A 21440-nucleotide genomic window follows, 5' to 3' on the forward strand; every position below is an offset into this window, starting at 1 on the left:
GAGAGGATGCTGATAGCTACTGATCAGCTCGCTCGATTCTCGGAACCGAATGCAGGGGAGACGAGTTATGGCGGTGCAAGTTGTCGGACGGTCGGTAATGACCAGCGACCAGACCGAGCATCAAGCTAGAAGCGTGGGCAGTGGCGGCTGGGTGGTTTCCTTCTTACCAGGGCGCACGCTGACAATCGAGCAGGCCACAGCCGCAATGCAAGCCGCGGAGGCGGTGGCGTTCGTCCGGTCGCTGGCTGATCTGGTCGGGCTCACCACGTTGGAGACGGTCGGGCTCGCGATTCAGGAATCGCCTTGGAGTGAAACGGTTTCCGGCGGCGCCTGTGTCAGACGCAGCTGGCGTAGAGGATGGTTGGAGAAGTAGAGCTACTTCGTCGCCACTACGACAAGGTTGCTCACGAGTAACTCTCGGATTCGCGGGACGCGGACCAGCCACCAGGCCCAGCTTGGGTGATAGCGCGGGAACAATGCCTGGACGTCGGCGGAAGTGTTTGCCGCCCAGCGCAATCCGTCTTCCGCTCGGACCGCGAACAATGACTCTCCGAAACGGTTCTTTGGGTCTCGGCCGTGTTTTTTGCGGTACCGGCGGGCTGCGTATTCGCCGCCGAGATAGTGCCAGGGGCCGGTTTCGTGGCCGCCGAAGGGGCCGTGCCAGATCGTGTAGGACAAGACGATCAAGCCGCCGGGCTTGGTGACTCGTACCATCTCGTCGGCCATCAGCCAGGGATTCGGTACGTGTTCGGCGACATTCGACGAGAAGCAGATGTCTACCGCGTTGTCGCGAAAAGGCAGAGCCATGCCGGAGCCGCGTACCGCGCCCGCTACCTGGAGGCCGGCGGCGTGCATTTCCGACGGATCCGGTTCTACGGGGATGTATTTGGCGCCGGTGCGGGCGAACTCGTCGGCGAAGTAGCCGGGGCCGCCGCCGACATCGAGGACCGTGGCGCCCTCGAGGCCGCGGCCGGTGACGTCGCGGTAGAAGTCCGCGATCATGGTCGCGCTGTCCGAGGCGATGCCGCCGTAGAACAGTGCCGGGTCGCTCTGCTCGAACCGGAAACTGCTGAGCAGCCGCCACGAGCGCCGCAGCGTCGCTCGCCGCGCGAACCGGGACAACGGCCGCCATCCAGGCAGCGGTCCCGTCACTTCGGCAGGCTTGATGTCAGCTCTCGGCACGACGGGGAGTCTCGCATAACCGGCGCACCCGCCCTGCGGCCCGGGTTCGGTGCGGGCCCGGTCGCCGCGCGCGACCGGGCCCGCGGCGGGTCAGCCGACGCCGCTGGAGGCGCCGCTGCCGGTGGAGGTCGACGAGGTGATCAGGGCGAGCAGGATGCCGAGGAGGCCATCCATGTCGCCGCCCGCGCCACTGCCGGTTCCGGTGTTGCCGCCGGTTCTCGTTCGAATCGCTTTCATGTGTCCTCCTCATCAATGCCGAGTGCGGTACCCGACCACGCCCGCCGGGTTCGGCGGGTGGCGGGAGGTTATCGAAGACTCGCTGTGAAATGTCGGCGTTTCAAAAAACTCGTCGTGACGCATTCGCGCCATTCTTTTGCGGGGAGTTGCAGGTGGGAGGGTTGCCGTGGGGATGCGGCAAGTTATGGTGTAGCGCGATATCTTGTTCCCGGCCGTTCTGCGCGGCCTGCAACTGACGACCGAGAGAAGCTCCACCGTGCGCGAAGTCCTCCTGCTCTGCTGGCGTGACACAGGGCACCCGCAGGGCGGCGGCAGTGAGCGGTACCTCGAGCAGGTCGGTGCGCAACTCGCGGCGCGCGGGGTCAAGGTCACCCTGCGGACCGCCCGCTACCCCGGAGCAGCCAAGCGGGAACGCGTCGACGGCATCGAGATCAGCCGGGCGGGCGGGCGCTACACCGTCTATCCGCGGGCGCTCGCCGCGATCGCGCTCGGGCGGCTCGGGCTCGGACCGTTGCGCGGCCTGAAGCCGGACGCGGTGATCGACACACAGAACGGCATCCCCTTCTTCGCGGCGGTCACCGCCGGCGCACCGTCGGTGGTGCTCGTGCACCACGGGCATCGCGAGCAGTGGCCGGTCGCCGGTCGGCTGGTCGGGCGGATCGGCTGGTGGATCGAATCCCGGTTGTCCCCGCGCGTGCACCGCGACAACCAGTACCTCACCGTCTCGCTACCCTCGGCCGAGGAGCTGGCGACCCTCGGCGTGGAACGGGAACGCATCGCGGTCGTCCGCAACGGCGCCGAACCGGTGCCCGCCGGCGCGCCCACCGGCGCCGCGCAGACCCGCACCCCGGAACCGCGGATCGTGGTGCTGTCCCGGCTGGTGCCGCACAAGCAGATCGAAGACGCGCTGCAAGCCGTCGCCCGGCTGCGCGGCCGCATCCCCGGCCTGCGCCTCGACGTCATCGGCGGCGGCTGGTGGGCCGAGAACCTCCAGGCCGACGCCGACACCCTCGGCATCGCCGACGCCGTCACCTTCCACGGTCACGTCGACGAACGGCGCAAACACGAACTCCTCGCGCACGCCTGGGTGCACGTGCTGCCCTCGCGCAAGGAAGGCTGGGGCCTGGCCGTCATCGAGGCCGCGCAGCACGGCGTGCCCACCGTCGGCTACCGCAGCTCGCGCGGTCTCACCGACTCCATTGTCGACGGCGTGACCGGACTGCTCGTCGATGACGTCACCGATCTCACCGAAGCCGTCGGCGACCTGCTCGAGGACGCCGAAGGCCGCACCGTGATGGGGGAGAAGGCGCGCGCCCGCGCCCGCGAATTCTCTTGGGAGCAAACCGGAAACGGGGTGTACGAGGTGCTTGCCGCCGCCGCCCGCGGCGAGCAGGTCTCCGGGCTCGTCGCCGCGCCCGCGGTCCACCTCTGAACAGCCGCCACGGATCTTCCGCCGGGGCTGTGGACTCGCCGCGAGATCGACCCGGCTGTTAGCGTGACGCTGATGTGGTTCGGTGCCGTGAGGCCGTGGATGTTGCTGGGGGCTCGGTGTTCGGCACCTATGTCGTAGTACTCGTGATCGCCGGAGTGGTGCTGCTCGGGCTCGCGCTCTCGCTGCGCGAACTGGGTTACGCCCGGCGCGCGATCGAAGTGCTCTCCGGGATCGGCTGCCTCGGCTACGCCGGATACCTGATCTACCTCTCGGCTTTCACCGATACCGAAACCTTCGCGGTGTACTGGGGCCTGCTGATCTGGCCGGTCCTGCTGCTGATCGACGGCATCCGCGCGATCGATGTCTCCGACGTCGAAAGCCCGCGCTTCGACTACGACGACGAACCTTCCGAATCGGAGACCCGCCGCAGCACCGCCTCCCAGGAGCGCCGCGCCGCCCGCCGCGCCGCGTCCCTGGCCGCGATCCGCGACAAGCACACCGAGACCGCAGACTGACCTCGCCCGGTCCTGCTACCTGCGCCGCGCCAGAGCCGCGATGAGCAGGCCGCCCAAAAGCAGCCCCGCCCAAAGGATATGCGCGGCTCCGGCAATAAATCGGTGCGCCGCTTGCGATTCGATGACCTGAACTCCCGGCACCCGATACAGCGCAAGCTGGCTGTCGGCGTAAACCGGCTCCAACTGGCCGAGCGTCTTCGCTGAGGCGCCGAGCGGCCCCGGCGTGGTCCGCTCCACCAGCACCCAGCCCACCCCGAATCCGGCCAACCGTTCCGCTGAACCACCGTGCAACAGCAGCTCTTCCACCTGCCGCGCCCGCTCACCCTCCCCGGAGACAACCGCCCCACGCACCGGCAACACACCCGTCTGCAACACATCATTCGGCAACATCCGCGGCGCCGGATCCAACACCGGCGCCTTCCCGCTATAGGAAAACTTCCGGAACATCCCCCCAGGCAACACCGCGACATCCCCCGGCCCATCGATCCGCTCAGCCACTTGCCCCCACCCCGCCGGATAATGCACCGGCCGCACCGCACCACCGACCCCCCAGCCCAAATCGATCAGCGGCAGGATCAACATCGCGATGAATACTGTTGCGACCAAGCCGGTTCCACCACCAGCGACAGATGCCTTGTGGATGCCTGTGGACAATTCGCCGACCTGCGTTTCCCGCACCGCCGCCCCCTCCCCGGACCGACCCGCCAGCCGAACAGCGAGCGCCCGGCACCCCGCCGCCGCACAAAGCGCATACGCAGGCATCGCCAACGCCACATACTTCTGCGTGTCACGCAGCAGCCCGGCCCCCGGCACATGAACAACCAACCACTCCATAACCTCCCGCCCAACCCCGGTAGCCGCCAGCGCCGGCACCACCACAGCCACGCCGGCGAGCACCAGCAACGCCCGCCGAACCCGACTCGAATCCCCCTCACCACCAGCCCATTCGGTGCCAGCAGAACCCCCAAGAGCCGCTACACGGTCGTCTTGGCCGGTAGCCGACTTTCGTCCCGGATCGGCCGCGTGGTGGTCTGTTGTCGGCCTGCGGCCTGGATCAGTCGCACGGTCGTCTTGGCCAGTAGACGTCCCGCTGCCTGGATCAGTTGCGCGGTCGGCTCTGGCCGTAGTCGCCTCACCGCCCGGATCCGCAATGCGGTTGTCCAGGCCTGCCCTCGCCCCGCCAGTAGGTTCCGCGTCAGTGTTGGCTGGCTCGACGTTGTTGGCGGCGAGCGCAGCACCAGTGTGGGTGCCGTCGCCGCTCTTGGTGGTCGCTGTGTCGGTCGTTTCGGCTCGGTTTTGGATCGCTATGCCGGTGCTGCCGGAGAGCGCCGAGTTGGGCTCGACGGGATGGCCGAGGGGGTCGCCGTGCTGGTCGGGTCGAACGAATTCTGGGTGCGGTGGCCGGTTGGTGTCAGTCCGGGCGCTCTTCGGCCGTGCGGCGACCGCGCGAAGGCCGGTCGCGACGAGGGCCAGCAGGGCGAGGGTGCCGATCAGGGCCAAAATTGTTGTGCGGGAAGGGGGGACGGCGTCGGCGTTCCAGATGCCGCCGAGCCCGGCGAGGCTGCCGAGGGTGCCGAGGCCGGGTTCCGCGCGGGCGGCGAACGCGGCGATGCCCGCTGGGTCGGACGGTTCGGCACCGGCTCCGGACAGCACCGTCGCGGTCAGCCAGGGGGCACTCGCCAGCACGAGCAACAGCAGCGCGCCGGGGATCTGCCGCCAACCGAGTAGCGCCAATGCGGTCACACCAGCCAGCAGGGCCCCTGTCGGGGTGAGGCCAGCAGCCGCGAAACACGCCGCCAACGCGCCCCACGCCCCAACGGAACCGGCTGCGCGCCAGCGCCACCGAGCCCGCTGGACAGCTTTTGTTCGCGAGCCGGCCGGAGCGCCCTCGGTGGCAGGCGGGCCGCCGGTGGCGGGAGTTCCTGATGCGCGCCGGGCAGTCGCGGTTCGGCGCAGGCGATAGGCGGCAAGGGCGGTCCAGGGGAGGGCGGCGTAGCCGGCGAGCAGGCTCCAATGGCCTTGCAGGAGTCGCTCGGCGACGTAAGGATTCCACAGGGCGACGGTGGTGGCGACCAGTTGCGGTCCGAGGCCGACCCGCAACAGCTCGCGCACCAGGACCGCTGCTCCGTACCCAGCCGCCCACAGCGCGATCAGCAGGATCGCCTTGACGAGAACCCCGCCGTCGATACCTGGCGACAACACCGCGAGCAACGCATCCTGCGGCACTGCCCGCGGCGCCGCATCCCCGAGCCCGAGCGCCGAGTCGGTCAGATAGGACCGCGGCGTACTCACCGCGTCCCGCAACAGCAGGTACCCGGGCCCGAGCAATGGCCCGGCGATGAGCAGCGTCAGCCCCGCGCTGTACCCAGCCGGGACAAACCGCCGCCACCTGCTCCAATCACCCACGGCTCGCCACCCTACGTGCCCCTCCTTCGACCAGAGTTCTCCCGCTGACAATCGCGGCTCAGCGCCGTGGGATGTCCGACGGTGTTGTTCAGCGGCGGGTGAGGCGGGCAAGGCAGCGAACGGCGTCGCGGTGTGAGCACGGAGACCCGGCCTGGAATTCGGCGGCTGGCAGCGGGGGTCCAGTTGGGCGGGTGGTGGATCGCGTCGAGTTCGGCGTGGGGTGATTATTCCGGGGGCAAGCCGGCTGCCGCATTGGAATTTCGCGGCATTGCTTCGAGGACGACGCCCGAGGTTACGCCGCCTGGGACCTGCCAGGTGGCCGTGACATGGCCGGTGCTGCCGGCGGGTGCGAGATCGGTTGGCGGGATTCGGTTGATTCGCAGGGTGATTCGGTCGGAGGTGGGTGTTACCTCGATGGCGGGGTCAGGGGCGTTGCTGGTGTTCTGGGCCTGGGGTTGGGTGTGTCCGGCTAGTAATGCCAGGGCTTGGGTGGTGAGTACTTCGTCGGCGGGGCCGTCGTAGATCCAGCGGGTGCCGAGGACGCCGTGTTCGGAGGTGCCGATCAGAGCTTGCTCGGCGCCGGGCACGGGAGCGCCGCGGTAGGTCATCGGAACGTGGTAGGCGGTGCCGGGGTATTCGGAGACGTCCAGGACGATCATGAATTCGATGCCGACCTCGCCGGCGGGGTCGTCGAGGCGGAAGCCGCCGGCTTTGCGCAGGACCGGTGTGCGGGTACCGCGGAACCATTCCTGTTTCGGCAGCCACGTGGTCAGCAGCTCCAGCTTGGTCGGTTCCATCGTGGTGTTGTGTACGACAGCCATGTCCAGACCCTAGGCACTCGGCCCCAGGTCCGCGGCCGGAAGCGACCGCACGGTGGGCTGGGGTGCGGGTGCGCGGCGGTGAGGTGCGACGATGGGGTGTGCCTGCCGTTCGTCGTTTACCCGTTGTCGCGGATTTGACGTTGGTGACGGCGGGGGCGATGACGGCGAACGTGGCGGGGTATCTGCTGCAGGTGCTGGCCAGCCGGTGGCTGGGGGTGGCCGGATTCAGCGAGTTCGCGAGCTTGCTGGCGGTGCAGCTGCTGTGTGCGGTGCCGGCGCTGGCCTTGCAGAACGTGGTGGCGCGGGAGCTGGTGCGCGGGGCGAGTGTGCCGGCGCTGCGTCGGTTGCAGTGGCGGTGCGCGGTGATCGTGGCGGTGCTTGCCTTGGTCTTGGTGCCGTTGGTGACGCTCGCACTGGATGTGAACGTGCTCGCCTGCGCGGCCGCGCTCGGCGCCGCGCCCGCACTGGTGCTGCTGGCCGGTGAGCAGGGGATTCTGCAGGGCAGCAACCGCTTCCGGCGGCTGGCGGTGGTGCTCGGGGCCGCGGGGGTCGCCCGGGTCGCGCCCGCGCTGGTGGTGCTGGTGCTCGGCGGCGGCACGTCGGCGGCCTTGTTCGCCGCGGCGCTCGGCCTGGCCGCCGCCGCGGTGTTCGCGCGCTTCGTCGCGGGCGCGCCGCGGGTGCGGGCGGCGCTGGCCGAGCACACCGTCGGAGTGCTGCCGGTGATCCGGGCCGCGCAGGTGCAGGCCGCGCTGATGGCGCTGTCCTCGGCCGACCTGATCGTGGTCCGGATGGTCCTCGGCGACACCGACGACGCCAGCCGCTACGCGCTCGGCACCGTCGCCGCGAAGATTGCCTTCTGGTTGCCGCAAGCCGTCGGCGTGGTCCTGTATCCCCGGATGGCGCAACCGGCCCACTCGGCCCGCGCGATCCGGGACGCGCTTGCCGTACTCTCCGGAATCGGCATCGTCGCGGTGCTGGGCGCGGCGCTCGCGGCGCCGCTGGCGCCGCTGTTCGCGGGGTCGGATTACGCCCCGATCCAGGGCCTGCTCTGGTTGTTCGCCCTGCACGGCGCGATCCTCGCCGTCTTGCAGGGCGCGGTGCTGTCCGCGATCGCGTTGGACCGCACGGCACTGGCCGCGCTGGCCTGGGCCGGTCTGGCCGTCGAAGTCACGCTGACGCTGCTGTTCGCCCACTCGGTGCCCGCCCTGATCACGATCTGCGTCTGCGTCGCCGCGACCACCACGGCGGTGGTCGCCGCGACGGTACTGAGAACGGCCGACACACCGTCGGATTGAGCGCGCGCGGCGCCACTGTGTTTGCGCCCCAGCCGTTTACGATCCTCGGATGATCACCGCTGTGCACACCCTCGTCTACGCGGACGATCCCGACGCCGCCCGCGCCTTCTTCCGCGACGTACTGCGCTGGCCGCACGTCGACGCCCACGACGGCTGGCTCATCTTCGGAACCGGCCCGAGCGAGCTCGGCGTGCATCCGGCCGACATGGACGCGACGCACCACGAGATCTCGCTGCTGTGCGACGACATCGCGGCGACGGTCGCCGAACTCGCCGACCGCGGAGCGAAATTCGACGGTGAGGTGGTCGACCGCGGGTTCGGGTTGTGCGTCACGATGCGCATCCCGGGCTCCGGCCGCATGCTGCTGTATCAGCCGCGCCATCCGGTCGCCTACTCGAAATAGCCCGTCCCGCAGCTCAGATCAGCGCGGCGGCGGCTTCCGCGCAACCCCACGCCACGGTGACGCCCGCGCCGCCGTGGCCATAGTTGTGCACCAGCAGCGCACCGTCGAGCTGCTCGCGTTCGACGCGCACCGTGGGCCGCGAAGGCCGCAGTCCCACTCGATGTTCCAGGATGCGCGCGCCGGCGAGCTCCGGATGGATGCGGGAGCAGCGGGCCACGATGTCGCGGGCGGTCGCCGGGTCCGGGATCAGATCCCAGGAGCCGGGTTGCGAAGTCCCGCCCAGGATTACGTAGCCTGGCCGCGGGAGCAGATAGGTCAGTTCGGTTCCCGCCGCGGCGAACCACTCGGTGAGACCGGGGTTTTCGACAACCACGATCTGCCCGCGCACCGGCCGCACCGACGGATCGGGCACCAGCGTGCGCGCGCCGAGACCGGTGCAGTTCACGATCACCGGCGCCACCCGGGCCGCCGCCCCGAACCCGGCGACGGCGCGTTCCTCGAGCACCGCGCCGGCGGCCGCCAGCCGCCGCGTCAGATAGTCCAGATGCACCCGCATGTCCAGCAGCGGGACGGTCGCGCGCAGTCCTTGATCGAAGCCCGCGGGCAGTTCGTCGGCGGTCGCTTCGCGGGCTCCGTCCAGCGCCGCGGTCCAGGCCGGCATGAAATCGAGCGGAGTGTCGGCCTGCACTCCGGTCACCAGGCGCACGCCGGTCGACGGTGTTCCGGCCAGCCCCTCGTACTCCCGCAGCGACCGCACCGCCCACGCGCTCACCAGCTCGGCCGGATCGATGTGATAAGGCCAGATCAGCGCACCCGCCACCGCCGAAGTCGTCCACGCGGCAAGCTCTTTCGCCCACACCCGCACCCGCGCGCCCCGTTCGGCGAGGACGATCGCGGTGGTCAACCCGGCGACCCCACCACCCAGCACCACCACATCCGAGTCACTCATACCGGCACATTAATCCGGCCCTCGACCGCTGAGAAGCGTTGTGCCCAAAAAGAATTCGGCCCCCTGGCAGAAGCCGGGGGGCCGAATTCGAGTTTCCTGCGGTCAGAGCTTTCGAGTGTCGATCACCTGGGTCGGCGAATCGTCACCGCGCACCGGGCCACCCGGGGCGGGCCGGGCGCCGCCGGCCGGAGCCGAACCGCCGCGGATGCCGATGAGCGCACCGACGATCAGCAGGATGGCGCCGAGCACGCCGAGCACGATCGGCATGATCCGGCCGAACAGCGACAGCTTGTCGATGTTCTCCTTGGCGACCGCGATCTGCGACTCGATGGTGTTCTCGTCGAAGACGATGTTGCCCTTGAGCGCGGTGACCTCGGGCTTGTCGGCGGTGCGGGCGTAGTACATGTGGATCTGCTCGCCGCCCTTGATCACGGTGCCGGTCTCCGGCTCCACCCACAGGTCGCGGGTGTTGGTGTAGAACCGGGTCATGGTGACCGGGCCGTCACCCTCGACGCCCCACTTGGCGGCCGGGAGTTCCAGCTTGTTGGTCGGCGCCTTGATGACGTCCCACATGTTGGTAGCCGGGATCGACTGCTGGAAGTGGTAGACCTTCATGTTGTTGATCTCGGTCTCTTCGACGAAGTTGATGTCGAAGGTCTTGCGCGCATTGAGATCGAAGTACGGGTAGCTCTTCTTCTCGGTGCCGAGCGGGAAGCGGTACTGCAAACCCACGTGCTGCACCGGCTCGGCGACGCTCTTCATTTCCTTGTCGACCCCGACCGCGATGGACCCGTTGGGCTGCGTGGCGACCGGTTCACCGGTCTTGCGGTCGATGGTGACGCGGTCGATGCTCGCGGTCAGCAGGCCGGTGTCGCCCTGCTTGTCGGTGCGGCGCAGCGTCTGACCTGCCTGGACGGTCATCTCGGTGGCGTTGGACGGCTCCTCGACGGTGAGGAAGCGCTGCGAGACCAACGGCACGTTGCTATCGACCTTCGCCGAGCCCTCGGGCGCGGTGAGCGACTTGGCGTCGAGCACCCGGCTCTCGGATCCGGGGGCATTCTTGGCGATGGTCGTAATCTCGAGATCGAGCGGAGTTTTCGCCAGTTTGCCGACGGTGTAAGCCGGGATCATCAGCGCTAACACAATCATGAACGCGCCGAGACCCACGAGCAGGCAGGCCACCGTCCTTCTGGTTCCGGCACTCAGTGCCATGCAAACACTCCTCGTCTTAGAACACACAGGTCGTTCCGCGTACTGCGGGCAGCCCGCGGCACTCGTGAGCCCCGACACTAACAGGACCGAGTAGTAACATGCCCTGCCGAGTCGAGTTTCCGACCAAAATCGCGCTGAGTGTAGCGCGAAAAGTGAAACGACGTGTTCTCACCTGGGGAATCGATACGGCAGACTGGAGCGCGATGACCGCCACCACGCCTGTGTCCGCCGCCACGACGCCTACCCCAGTCCGATCGCGCGGGTTCGTGCCCGCCCTGGAAGGCATGCGCGGACTGGCGGCCCTCGGCGTGTTGGTCACGCACGTGGCATTCCAGACCGGAGCGACCGGCATGCCGGTCGTCGGGCGGGTGTGGGAGCGCTTCGACATGGCCGTCGCGGTGTTCTTCGCGCTGTCCGGATTCCTTCTGTGGCGCCCGCACGCGGCGGCCGCCCGTGGACTCGGGACCGCGCCGTCGGTCGGCCACTACTTCCGGCATCGCGCTGCCCGCATCCTGCCCGCCTATTGGGCCGTGGTCGTCGCTGTGCTGTTGCTGCTGCCCAGCGCGGCCGACACCGCCGGCTGGCGGGTCTGGTTCTCCAACCTCGCGCTGCTGCAAGTCTTCATCCCGCTGACCCTGACCGACGGGCTGACCCAGATGTGGAGCCTGTCGGTGGAGGTGGCGTTCTATCTGGTGCTGCCGCTGCTCGCGTTAGCCCTGGCGTGGCTGCGCGGCGCCGCGGCCCGCTGGCGGGTGCCGGTATTGACCGTTGCCGCGCTGATCTGCCTGAGCTGGAACTTCATCCCGGTGCCCACGCCGGACGCGATCAACGCCGACAACTGGCTGCCCGCCTACCTGCCCTGGTTCGCCGCGGGCATGGTGCTGGCCGAGCTGGTCGACATCCGGCTGAGCTCAGGCCCGGCGCGCTGGGTCCGCGTCCTCGGCAACCAGCCGCTGATGTGGGCGATCGCGCTGGCGGCCTTCCTCTTCTCCGCCACCAACCTCGGTGGCCCCGCCGGCCTGACGCGCGCCGAACCATGGCAATACGCGGCGAAGATGGCTCTCGGCATGATCATCGGCTTCACTCTGCTCGCCCCGCTGGTTCTCGGCGAACGCCGGCACCGCTGGCTGGAATCCCGGGTCGCCGCCACCCTCGGCCGCTGGTCCTACGGCATCTTCCTCTGGCATCTCGCGGTGCTGTCGATCGTCTTCCCGGTCTTCGGCATTCTGCCGTTCGGCGGGAACTTCGCCTGGGTCCTGTTGTTGACCATCGCCATCACCCTCCCGGTCGCCGCGGCCAGCTACGCGTTGATCGAAGACCCCGTCCGCCGCTTCGCCCGCGACCGCGACCGCGCGAAAGCCGCAGCAGTCGGGGTGCAGCCCGAGCCGGATCAGTCGCGTCGGCGGCGCGGGAGGGCAGCGATGCCCACCGCGACTACTGCGATCAGGGCCGGGAGTTGCACCCACAGAGATCCGCCCATATAGCCGCCTTGGGCACGCCAGGGGCCGGTGGACAGGGCGGCGGCCGAAACCGTCGTACCGATACCCGCCACTGCCGCAAGGTATTTCGAGGTGATTCGCGGTGCGAAGCGGGCAGCGGCGACACCGGCCGCGGTGAGGACCGCGCCGACCGGTCCGGCGATCACGGTTGCTACGACGCCTACTCCGAGCGCGCCGAGGACGCGATTTCCCCAGGTCCGGGGGATGTCGGGTACCTCGGAATCAGCCTGGGCGGCAGCCGGACTCGGCTCTGCGGCGGCGTCCGGCGCAGGCCGCGGTCGAATACCGAGTATCGCGGATAGGCGTCGCCGCCTCGGAATGGCCAGCAGCGCAAGGGGGATCAGGAGGAGGAGGCCGCCGAAGATGCCGAGGCGATACCAGCGGTCGTCCGGGAAGGAGACGGTGATCTCGCCCGCGTCCGGGGGCAGGATCCAGCCTTGCTGCCAGCCGTTGACCACGATCGGGGTGAGTTGCCGGCCCGAAGCCGTGGTGGCTTTCCAGCCGACATTCGTGCTCAGCGGCAGGACCAGGAGACGGTCCTGGGTGGCGCGCGGGGTCGCTTCGAAGCCGGTGCGGTGCAAGCGGAGCCGATCGACCGAGAACAGATCGGTGGGCCCCACGCTGACGTCGGCGCGGCCGATCGACAGGGGAAGTTCCCCGGACGAGCCGTCTTCCGTGCAGACCTGAGCCGGCACCGGCGCGCCGGACAGCAGTTCCGCCGCCGTCGCGGTGACCGTGGTGCGCACGAGCTGTCCGTCGATGTTGATCGTGGGGCCGAGCGCGCACGGAATGGTGACCGGCCGATCGGCGGGCGCGGGCGCGGGGTAGTCCGGCCCGAGGACCTCGACCTCGGCCAGGCCCGGCGGTTGCGTGATGGCGAAACCGAGTGCGGTCTTGTCCAGCACCGGCTTCCAGGACTGAATGCTGACCTCGATCTTGTCCGTCAGGTGGGGGTGCAGCGAGATCCGGGATGCCACACCGGGTTCGGCGTCCGGGTCGAGTTCACGCACCTGCGGTCCGTCGCCGAGGTTCACCGCGACCGACAGCGGTTCGGCGGGCAGCCCGCCCAGCGACGGCGTCAGGTTCAGGCCGTCGACCAGGGCCGGTTCGGGCAGCTCGATGGTGAAGGTCGGCTTGGGCCCGGCGAAGTCGCGGATGGCGTCTTCCGGCGCGGTCCAGCTGGTCCGAATGTCACCGTCGGTCGCGGCGAACGCCGCACCGCGCAGCTCGCCGACATCGGCCTGGCCGCGCGCGATCGGGCGATCGTGGTCGGTGAGCAGCGCTTCCAGCGCCGGGCCTTGCCGGGTGCGCACGGTCAGGTCCGGGGTGACGCTCATCGGTTCCGGAACCTGGAGTGTGCGTTCGAAGGTGCCCGGTTCTTCGGCGGCCAAGGCCAGCGCCTTGCTGCACCGCACCCGGTCGGGGGAGTCGAAACAGGCGCTGCGCCCAGGGAATTCCTGGCCCAGGTCCCAGGCCTGCACCTGGGTGCCGGCGGCCAGCGGCGGCAGCACGGTCCGGTGCCGGATATCCACCGGCAGTGGCGTCTCGCGCACGCTGGCGTCGTCGAGGCCGAGTTCGCTGATGCCGAATTGCCCGCCGCCGGTGCCGTTCTCGGTGCGGATCGCGGTGATGGTGATCCAGGTGGTGCGGCCGACGGGCAGCGAGATCGAGAGCGGCTCACCGGGTTCGGTGATGCGGGCGGACACGCTGCCGTTGTCGGTGCGCACCTCCACCCATTTCACCGGGGCGCCGATGGCGGCCGGGCTGGTGGTGAGGGTGAGCAGTCCGGCGGACTTGATCGGCTTGTCCAGGTCCAGCCGGAGCCATTGCCCCACGGCGCTGTCGATGCCGCTGCTGATCCAGGAGGTGGCGGGGTCGCCGTCCACTACGGCGGCGGTGGAGCTGCCCGGGGCCGCGCCGCCGAGCTGGGTGGCGTCCGAGGCCGCGCTGGAGGCCGTGATGGTGGCGCCGGACCATTCGCCGCGCACCAGATCCGCGCCGGGAACCGGGTAGTCGGGGACCAGGTTGTGGGTGCGGCGCGGGTCGTCCGGCGCGCGCAGGGCCGAGTTGTGGTTGTCGACCTTGCCGAAGTCGGTTTCCCGATCCATTGGACTGTCGGTGACCGTCACCGGCCCCTGCGGCAGGCCGGCGCGGGTCGCGTCGGCGGCGAGCAGACTGGGGACGCCCGTGTTTCCGGAGCGGCGCAGGCGTTCGAGTACCTCCGGCCCGCCCTGCACGGTCGGAACATCGCCCAGCCCCACGGTATAGGCGCCGGGGAACGAATTCGGCGCACCGGTCCCGCTGCGCACCTGGGTCGCCGTCCCCGGCGGGCGTACCTCGACGCGGTAGATCTCGATCGCCGGATACGCGGGACGCAGATCCCCGTCCGCGACCAGGCCGTCGGCGATGACGGAAGCCTCGATCGGCGAACCGAATTCGGCCACCTTGGTCAGCCCGGGGGAGCCCTCGATCGCGCGGTGCGCCAGCAACGGCCGGGTCGACCGCGAGGACTCCGGGTCCAGATCGTTGCGCAGCACCAGAACGCCGATGCCCTGATCGGCCAGCGTCGTGGCCAGCCCGGCCGACGGTCGTCCGTCGGCGATCAGCCGCTGCACCGAATCCATCGCGCGAATGGTGCCGGGCGGGTTCAGCGGCACCGAATCCCGGATCGCCCACGGCGTACTCGCCAGCGCCTGCAACGGTTCGTCGCGGGTCAGGCCCCACACCTGGCTGCCGAACGGCGCGCCCGGCACCACCAGAGCGCGAGTGCCGGAAGCATTGCGGGACAACCACTCCGCGGTCTGCTGCCAGTAGGCGGGCACCTGGTCGTAGGCGCCGCGAGGCGCCAGCTTGCCGGTCCAGGCCAGCGAGGTCGACAGGGCCAGCGCGGTCAACAGGAGTGCGGCGACGGCCACCCGCTTGTCCCGCTCGGGATGGGCGAAGGCATTGCGCCACACCGGCATCGGCACCGCGGCGGGCAGCGGAATCCGGGCCAGCAGATGCGCCAGGCCCAGCACCAGCGGCAGCCGGATCAACGGCTCCAGCTTGTGCACATTGCGCAGCGGCGCGCCGCCGGAATCCAGGAAGACGCGCACCGATTCCGCGAACGGCCCGCTCAACTCGCCGACATAGCCGGCACAGATACCGGTCAGCCCGACCAGCAGGATCAGCGTCAGCCGCCCCCGATACGGCATCGTCCGCAGCGCCAGCCCGGCCATGCCCGCGGCCGCGATCAGCCCGGTGGCCAGTACCGCGGCCGGCTGGGTGACCAGTACCGCGCCCGCGATCCGCTCGGGCGAGACGAACGGCGTCCAGCTGTCGGTGCCGCGCAGCACCTCACCCAGCGACGCCCACTGCGTCGTCACGCCGGAGGATTCGATGTAGTCCAGGAACGGCGGCGACACCTTGCCGAGCAGCAGCAACGGCACCGCCCACCAGAACACCGCCAGCACCAGCAGCGGCACCCAGGCCAGCGTGAACCGCCACCAGCGCCGGTCCGGGCGCGCGGAAGCCCACCACAGCAGGGCGGGCAGGAAAGCCGCGACGGTGGCGACGGCATTCACCGAACCCATCAGCGCGAGCGCGAGCGCACTGCCCGCGGGACTGCGGGCACCGCCGAGTTTCCGTTTCCGATACCCAGGCCCGCCCGTACCCCGCACGGAATCGCCGCGCGTTGCTGTTGCCAACGCCGCGGGTGCGAGCAGCACCCAGGGCGCGAGCATCATGGGCAGCGTCTCGGAGGAGATCGAACCGAGCGTCGTCAGTACGCGCGGCGACAATGCGAACGCGGCCGCCGCGAGCACCCGAGACCCGCGACTGCCGATACCGAGGGTCTCGCACAGCCGGACGATGCCCCAGAACCCGGCGAGCAGCAGCAGCGCCCACCAGATCCGCTGCGTCACCCAGGCGGGCAGGCCGAGCGCGTGCCCGGCCGAGAAGAAGGCGCCATGCGGAAAGAAGTAACCGTAGGCCTGGTTCTGCACCTGCCCCATGGGGGCCTGGCTGCTCCACAGATGGGCGGCGCGTTCCAGGAACCCGAACGGATTCTGCGCCAGGTCGTATTTGGTGTCGGCCACCGTGCTGCCGGGCGCTTGCAAGAACGTCAGCAGGAAGGCCGCGACCACGGTGCCGGCGAGCCAGCGTTTGCCCAGCGGCGCGGCGTCGGGCGCACCCGTCGCCGCGCTCTCGATCGAATCGGCGGGAGACGCGGAAGTCACTGGCATACGAGGTCAGGCCCGGGGCGGCGGCGTGGCGAGCGCACGCGCGGCCCCGGGCCTGCCGGGTCAGCTACTGGCATGCGAGGTCAGGCCTGCGCGGCGGCGCCGCGAGCATGCCGGAACGGAGAACGGGGTCAGCGGGCGCCGTACTCGACGTTGTTGAGCAGCGAGGAGTCCGGGTCGCCCTTGTCCAGCTCGGGGCGGGTGTTCTGCTGCACCGCCGCGGTGATCGCGAACACTGCGATCACGCCCAACACCGCGCCGGCGACCGCACTCGCAACCCCAGGAACAGCAAACTTCATCGCGGCACTCCAATACATTGATGCAGGCACATTCCGGAGCAACTTAGCAGTAGTCCAGATCACTTCCTACCCTCAGCCCGGCGATCCGCAGGTCGACCTGGGAGAAAGGCCGGAATGAGCCGAAACTTCCGGCCTGCGGGACACCGAAATGCGCGTCGGCCCGGAACTCGGCATGATCCCGGTCATGAGCGACAGACTGGTGGTCGTCACCGGCGCGGCCAGCGGCATCGGCCAGGCCACCGCCCGCGCCTTCGCCGCGCGAGGCGCCCGGGTGATCGGCGTCGACCTCGCCGACGTGGACGGTTACCGCGCGGACGTGTCCGACGCGGCACAGATGGAAGAGCTCGCCGCGGCGGTCCTGCGTGACCACGGCGTCCCCGACGTGCTGGTCAGCAACGCGGGCATCGGCATCACCGGCCCCTTTCTGGCCACCACCGCCGCCGACTGGGACCGCATCGTCGGCGTCAACCTCCTCGGCGTCGTGCACGGAGCCCGCGTCTTCGCGCCCGCCATGGCCGAGCGCGGTTCCGGACATATCGTCAACGTGGCCTCCGCGGCCGCCTTCGCTCCGTCCCGCTCGCTGTCGGCCTACGGCGCGACGAAAGCCGCCGTGGTGATGTTCTCCGAATCCCTCCGCGGCGAACTGGCCGCCCACGGCGTCGGCGTCACCGTCATCTGCCCCGGGCAGGTCAAAACTCCGATCACCACGAGCACCCGCTTCGTCGACCTCTCCACCGAGGACGAAGCCGCCGCGCGAATCCGCATGGGCGAGCAATACCGCAGAGCCTTACCACCCGAGAAGGTCGCCGCGGCGATTCTGCGAGCAGTCGACAAGAACCCGCCGATGCGCTCGGTCGGCATCGACGCCAAACTCGCCCACGGCCTCTGGCGAACCGCCCCTTGGTTGATGCGCCGCGTCGCCCGCAACGGACCGGCCGACCGCGTCGGCCGCTAGCCGTTGTGGCCCGGCTGGTTGCCGCCCCAGACCGTTGTCGTCCGGCCGCGTTGCGGCGAGCGGCCATGACATTCCCGATTGTCGCGGGCATGGCGTAGACCGAGCTGACCGCTGGTGGTGCCGCGGCCGAGTCCGGTTGCGGCGACTTCGATCCGGCTCAGTGTTCGGGCAGCGTGCAGTGCAGGCCACCGAGGAGGGTGCGGAGTTTGGCGGTGGTCTCGTCGAGTTCGGCGCGGGGGTCCGAGGCGGCGACGATGCCGCCGCCGGCGAAGGCGCGGATCGAGCGGCCGTCGGCGGAGAGTTCGGCGCTGCGGATGGCGACGACCCATTCGCCGTCGCCGTTGGCGTCGCACCAGCCGACCGCGCCGCCGTAGAAGCCGCGATCTTCTTCAGTTTCGGTAATCGCTTCCAGGGCAAGGTTTGTGGGGGTGCCGCAAACGGCGGGGGTCGGGTGCAACATGATCGCCAGGTCGAGGGCGGTGATGGAGGGATCGCGCAGGGTGCCGGTGATCGGGGTGGCCAGGTGCCAAACCTCGTGGGTGTGAACCAATTCCGGGCCGTCGGGGATGTGCAGCTCGCGGCAAACTGGGGTGAGGATGTCGCGGATCCAGTCGATGACGAAGGCGTGCTCGTCGCGATTCTTGGTGCTGGACAGCAACTCCTGTGCCCGCGCGGCATCCGCCTCCGGATCGGCCGATCGTGGCATGGTCCCGGCCAGTGGCCGCAGCGTCACGGTGCTGCCGTGCCGGGCGACGAGCACTTCGGGTGTCGCGCCGATCAGCGTCGCCCCTGGTCGCCCAGCAGGTGACAGATCGACCGCGAACACATTCGCGTGTGGATGCCTGGTGAGCAGGTGCGCGGCGACCGTCTCCGGATCCAGTGCGCTATCGGATTCGGCCAGAACGGATCTCGCGGCAACCACTTTGCGCAACGGCTGCCCGGGATCGTTCAACTGCTCGACCAGTTTCGCGACGCGCGCGATATGTTCCGCGGGGCTCGGCATTTCGGTCACCACTCGCACCGGCGGCAGATCCGGCACCGCGGCCGGCCGCCACGGCCCCGCTGTGTGCTCAGCCTGCTCGGGCACCGTCAACGCCGCCGGTCGGCTCGGATCGAACGGCAGCGCACCGACAACCAGCTCGCCCGCTCCGCTACGCAGCGCGTCGACCGCTGCCCCCACCTCGTCGAAGCTGCGGCGACTCCCGGCCGCGCGCATCACACCGCTGGGCTGAGCAAGCAGGAATCCGTCCATGGTCCCTCGACCCTAACCCCGCACCCACCGCCGATTCCGCCCCAGCGACGCACGTCTCACCCCAACCCTCCCGCCGCGCCCACCATCTCCCGGCACCGGACCAGTCCCGCCGGAAACCCCTGCGCTCGACATCCGCCATCTCCCGGCCGGACCGGACCAGCCACGCAGGCGCATAACCCTGATTGCGCCCGCCAACGATCCTGCGCCCAGTGTGGCGCGGCAAGGAGTTGCGTGACGAGATCCTGACGTTCGGTTATTTGGCTGGTTCTTTGCCGGGCGGAACCATCAGCACCGGGCGGTGGCAGTGCTTGAGGACCGCGTCGGCGACGCTGCTGTGCAGGAGTGCGCGCACGCCGGTCGCGCCGCGGGTGCCCGCCACGATGATGTCCACATCCAGCTCGTCCGCGCACTCCACGATCGTGTTCCAGATCGTCGTACTGCACTCGGCCGTCCGCGCCTCCGCGTTCAGCCCGGCGAGTTTCGCCAGCCGCACACCCTCGGTGTTGATGGTGCGGGCGTCGACGTAGGCGATGTCCTCGATCTCCTCGTCGGGCAGCCATTCCGGTTGCATGACGCCGGACAACCCCGACAGTTTCGCGGCTTGGCGCACCATCGGCTCCCAGGCGGTGAGGACCACGGCGCGGTTCGCCGAGAGGAACCGCCCGGCGTATTCGATGGCGCGCTTGGCATTTTCGGATCCGTCGTACGCGATGAGCATCAGATCGCAGGGCACGGCGACCTCCCGGTGCGGGGTTCGGCTACCTCCCAAGGTTACTCCCGGCACACCCGTCGCAGGGGTCGGCGCGCGGCCGCCGCGTACCCGGGGATGCCGGGTACGGCGCGGCGCACTAGCGTGAATCCTCATGCGGAAGACGCCTCTCGTCCTGCTCGCGGTTCTCACCTCGGTCGTCACCGGCTGCTCCGGTGGCGGCTCGTCCAATTCCGGTTCGCCGTCGTCCGAGCCGACCGCCCCCTCGGCCGGGCCCGCGACCACCGTGCAACGTGACTGCAACGCGGCCTACCTCGCCCAGTTCACCCCGCGCGAGAAGCTGGCGCAGTTGCTGACCGTGGGCGTCAGCAGCGCCGCCGACGCGGCGAACGTGGTGCGCGACGAGCAGGTCGGCGGCATTTTCGTCGGCAGCTTCACCGACAAGGCGTTCCTCGCCAACGGCCAGGTCGCACAGGTGAAAGAGGCCGCGAAGGTCCCGCTGATGGTGACCATCGATGAGGAGGGCGGCCGCGTCTCCCGGGTCAAGGACCTGATCGGCGCCGCGCCGTCGGCCCGCGTGACCGCCGAGACCATGACGCCGGAGGAGTTCTATCAGGCCACGCTGATCCGGGCCCGCAAGCTCAAGGATCTCGGCATCACCGTCGACTTTGCGCCCGACGTCGACGTGAGCAGCGAGCCGGACGACGCCGTCATCGGCGACCGCTCGTTCTCCGACGACCCGCAGGTCGTCACCAACTACGCCCGTGCCTACATCCGCGCTATGAACGAGGTCGGGCTCGGCTCGGTCATGAAGCACTTCCCGGGCCACGGCAACGGCTCCGGCGACTCGCATCAGGGCTCGGTCCGCACGCCGCCGCTGGCCGACCTGATCGGCTCCGACCTGGCGCCTTACCGCGATCTGGTCGATTCCGGCGCCGCCGTCATGGTGGGCCACCTCGACGTGCCCGGCCTGACCACCCCGAACGTGCCGGCCAGCATCAGCCCGGAGGCGATGGCGCTGTTGCGCAACGGCGTCGGCTACGGCGCGGCGCCGTTCAACGGCGTCATCTTCACCGACGACCTGAGCGGCATGAAGGCCATCACCGCCCGGATGGACATCGCGGACGCGGTGCAGGCGGCCCTGGCGGCCGGCGCCGACAACGCGCTGTGGATCACCACGGCCGCGGTGTCCGAGGTGCTCGATCAGCTGGAGCAGGCCGTGACGAGCGGGAAGCTCCCGATCGCACAGGTCGACGCGTCGGTGCTGCGGATGGCGAAGTACAAGGGCATCTCAACGCAGTGTTAAGGCCGCCTCCGTCCGGTACCCCCGGGCCGTAGGATCGCTGTCTGCCCCCGGCTCTCAGATAAGACAGGCGATCGGTGAGCAAATCGTGCCCACCGAACTTACCTTGGAGTAATATAGGGGCTTCACCTTGCGGTAGGAGACAGTGGATGGCGGGCGGAACGAAGCGACTTCCCCGGGCGGTTCGTGAGCAGCAGATGCTCGACGCCGCCGTCGAGGTGTTCTCGCGCAAAGGTTTCCACGACACCTCGATGGACGCGATCGCGGCCGAGGCGAAGATCTCCAAACCGATGCTGTACCTGTACTACGGCTCCAAGGACGAACTGTTCCGCGCCTGCATCCAGCGGGAGGGCCTGCGCTTCATCGAATCGGTCGCACCCGCGGGCAACCCGCTGCTGTCACCGCACGAGCAGGTCCGTACCGCGCTGGAAGGCTTCCTCGGTTTCGTCGACGCCAACCGCCGCTCCTGGCAGGTGCTCTACCGTCAGGCGATCGGCCAGCAAGCTTTCGCCTCGGAGATCGAGAACGCCCGCGAACGCGTCATCGAGCTCACCGCGAAACTGCTGGAATCCAGCGCCAAGCACGCCGAACCCGGCACCAACTTCGACGTGGTCGCGGTCGCGGTGATAGGAGCCGGTGAGGCCATCGCCGACCGCGTCGCCAGCGGCCGCATCGAAGTCGAAGAGGCCGTCAATCTCCTCGACGACCTCGCCTGGAGCGGCCTGAAGGGTCGCAAGAAGGCCGAATAAGC

Annotated in this window: 19 protein-coding genes; 9 read left to right on the forward strand and 10 right to left on the reverse strand. The window is 69.5% G+C overall.

Annotated elements, in window-relative coordinates:
* Positions 1–67: 67 nt before the first annotated feature.
* A complete protein-coding gene (locus AB0M14_RS18600) occupies positions 68–373 on the forward strand; it encodes a hypothetical protein (protein ID WP_364996371.1) in 306 nt (101 codons plus the stop codon).
* A gap of 2 nt (positions 374–375) precedes the next feature.
* Here the strand turns inward: AB0M14_RS18600 and AB0M14_RS18605 are convergent, their stop codons facing one another.
* Together AB0M14_RS18605 and AB0M14_RS18610 are read right to left on the reverse strand one after the other, a co-directional pair.
* The gene (locus tag AB0M14_RS18605) at positions 376–1122 is read right to left on the reverse strand and encodes a methyltransferase domain-containing protein (protein ID WP_364998939.1); all 747 of its coding nucleotides are present in this window, start codon (positions 1120–1122) and stop codon (positions 376–378) included.
* 150 nt (positions 1123–1272) lie between these two features.
* A complete protein-coding gene (locus AB0M14_RS18610) occupies positions 1273–1419 on the reverse strand; it encodes a hypothetical protein (RefSeq protein ID WP_364996373.1) in 147 nt (48 codons plus the stop codon).
* Positions 1420–1675: 256 nt separating this feature from the next.
* Here AB0M14_RS18610 and AB0M14_RS18615 point away from each other — a divergent pair, with 256 nt between their 5' ends.
* Together AB0M14_RS18615 and AB0M14_RS18620 are read left to right on the forward strand one after the other, a co-directional pair.
* Positions 1676–2851 carry a glycosyltransferase family 4 protein gene (locus tag AB0M14_RS18615; RefSeq protein WP_364996376.1) on the forward strand — a complete coding sequence of 392 codons (1176 nt, stop codon included), beginning with the start codon at positions 1676–1678 and terminating at the stop codon, positions 2849–2851.
* Between the two features lie 95 nt (positions 2852–2946).
* Positions 2947–3366 (forward strand): hypothetical protein, encoded by a 420-nt coding sequence (locus AB0M14_RS18620; RefSeq protein WP_364996379.1) that lies wholly within the window; start codon positions 2947–2949, stop codon positions 3364–3366.
* Between the two features lie 15 nt (positions 3367–3381).
* Here the strand turns inward: AB0M14_RS18620 and AB0M14_RS18625 are convergent, their stop codons facing one another.
* Both AB0M14_RS18625 and AB0M14_RS18630 read right to left on the reverse strand, forming a co-directional pair.
* Positions 3382–5772, reverse strand: a complete 2391-nt coding sequence (locus AB0M14_RS18625) for a hypothetical protein (RefSeq protein WP_364996381.1) — start codon at positions 5770–5772, stop codon at positions 3382–3384.
* Between the two features lie 224 nt (positions 5773–5996).
* Positions 5997–6593 (reverse strand): 1,4-alpha-glucan branching protein, encoded by a 597-nt coding sequence (locus AB0M14_RS18630; RefSeq protein WP_364996384.1) that lies wholly within the window; start codon positions 6591–6593, stop codon positions 5997–5999.
* A gap of 158 nt (positions 6594–6751) precedes the next feature.
* Between AB0M14_RS18630 and AB0M14_RS18635 the strand changes: the two genes are divergently transcribed.
* Positions 6752–7888: a polysaccharide biosynthesis protein gene (locus AB0M14_RS18635; protein ID WP_364996386.1), complete on the forward strand. Its 1137-nt coding sequence runs from the start codon at positions 6752–6754 to the stop codon at positions 7886–7888.
* Positions 7889–7937: 49 nt separating this feature from the next.
* Positions 7938–8291, forward strand: coding sequence for a VOC family protein (locus AB0M14_RS18640; RefSeq protein WP_364996389.1), 354 nt, complete (start codon positions 7938–7940; stop codon positions 8289–8291).
* 13 nt (positions 8292–8304) lie between these two features.
* On the opposite strand, the gene AB0M14_RS18645 is transcribed toward AB0M14_RS18640, so the two are convergent.
* On the reverse strand, positions 8305–9240 hold the full coding sequence (locus AB0M14_RS18645; protein ID WP_364996391.1) for an FAD-dependent oxidoreductase: 936 nt from the start codon (positions 9238–9240) through the stop codon (positions 8305–8307).
* Positions 9241–9342: 102 nt separating this feature from the next.
* Positions 9343–10452, reverse strand: a complete 1110-nt coding sequence (locus tag AB0M14_RS18650) for a DUF3068 domain-containing protein (RefSeq protein ID WP_364996394.1) — start codon at positions 10450–10452, stop codon at positions 9343–9345.
* A gap of 203 nt (positions 10453–10655) precedes the next feature.
* Between AB0M14_RS18650 and AB0M14_RS18655 the strand changes: the two genes are divergently transcribed.
* The gene (locus AB0M14_RS18655; RefSeq protein WP_364996396.1) at positions 10656–11936 is read left to right on the forward strand and encodes an acyltransferase; all 1281 of its coding nucleotides are present in this window, start codon (positions 10656–10658) and stop codon (positions 11934–11936) included.
* Here the strand turns inward: AB0M14_RS18655 and AB0M14_RS18660 are convergent.
* Positions 11843–16168 (reverse strand): alpha-(1->3)-arabinofuranosyltransferase, encoded by a 4326-nt coding sequence (locus tag AB0M14_RS18660; protein ID WP_364996398.1) that lies wholly within the window; start codon positions 16166–16168, stop codon positions 11843–11845. The genes AB0M14_RS18655 and AB0M14_RS18660 overlap by 94 nt on opposite strands.
* Before the next feature lie 134 nt (positions 16169–16302).
* A complete protein-coding gene (locus tag AB0M14_RS18665; RefSeq protein WP_356972122.1) occupies positions 16303–16470 on the reverse strand; it encodes a DUF2613 domain-containing protein in 168 nt (55 codons plus the stop codon).
* A gap of 184 nt (positions 16471–16654) precedes the next feature.
* Between AB0M14_RS18665 and AB0M14_RS18670 the strand changes: the two genes are divergently transcribed.
* Positions 16655–17425 (forward strand): SDR family NAD(P)-dependent oxidoreductase, encoded by a 771-nt coding sequence (locus tag AB0M14_RS18670; RefSeq protein ID WP_364996400.1) that lies wholly within the window; start codon positions 16655–16657, stop codon positions 17423–17425.
* Positions 17426–17582: 157 nt separating this feature from the next.
* On the opposite strand, the gene AB0M14_RS18675 is transcribed toward AB0M14_RS18670, so the two are convergent.
* Together AB0M14_RS18675 and AB0M14_RS18680 are read right to left on the reverse strand one after the other, a co-directional pair.
* Positions 17583–18677 carry an isochorismate synthase gene (locus AB0M14_RS18675; protein WP_364996403.1) on the reverse strand — a complete coding sequence of 365 codons (1095 nt, stop codon included), beginning with the start codon at positions 18675–18677 and terminating at the stop codon, positions 17583–17585.
* Between the two features lie 253 nt (positions 18678–18930).
* Positions 18931–19410, reverse strand: coding sequence for a universal stress protein (locus AB0M14_RS18680; RefSeq protein ID WP_364998941.1), 480 nt, complete (start codon positions 19408–19410; stop codon positions 18931–18933).
* Positions 19411–19540: 130 nt separating this feature from the next.
* Here AB0M14_RS18680 and AB0M14_RS18685 point away from each other — a divergent pair, with 130 nt between their 5' ends.
* Both AB0M14_RS18685 and AB0M14_RS18690 read left to right on the forward strand, forming a co-directional pair.
* Positions 19541–20692 (forward strand): glycoside hydrolase family 3 N-terminal domain-containing protein, encoded by a 1152-nt coding sequence (locus tag AB0M14_RS18685; RefSeq protein ID WP_364996405.1) that lies wholly within the window; start codon positions 19541–19543, stop codon positions 20690–20692.
* 146 nt (positions 20693–20838) lie between these two features.
* The gene (locus AB0M14_RS18690) at positions 20839–21438 is read left to right on the forward strand and encodes a TetR/AcrR family transcriptional regulator (protein ID WP_209885723.1); all 600 of its coding nucleotides are present in this window, start codon (positions 20839–20841) and stop codon (positions 21436–21438) included.
* Positions 21439–21440: the final 2 nt, after the last annotated feature.

The organism is Nocardia sp. NPDC051832 (assembly GCF_040681285.1).
GTDB lineage: Bacteria > Actinomycetota > Actinomycetes > Mycobacteriales > Mycobacteriaceae > Nocardia.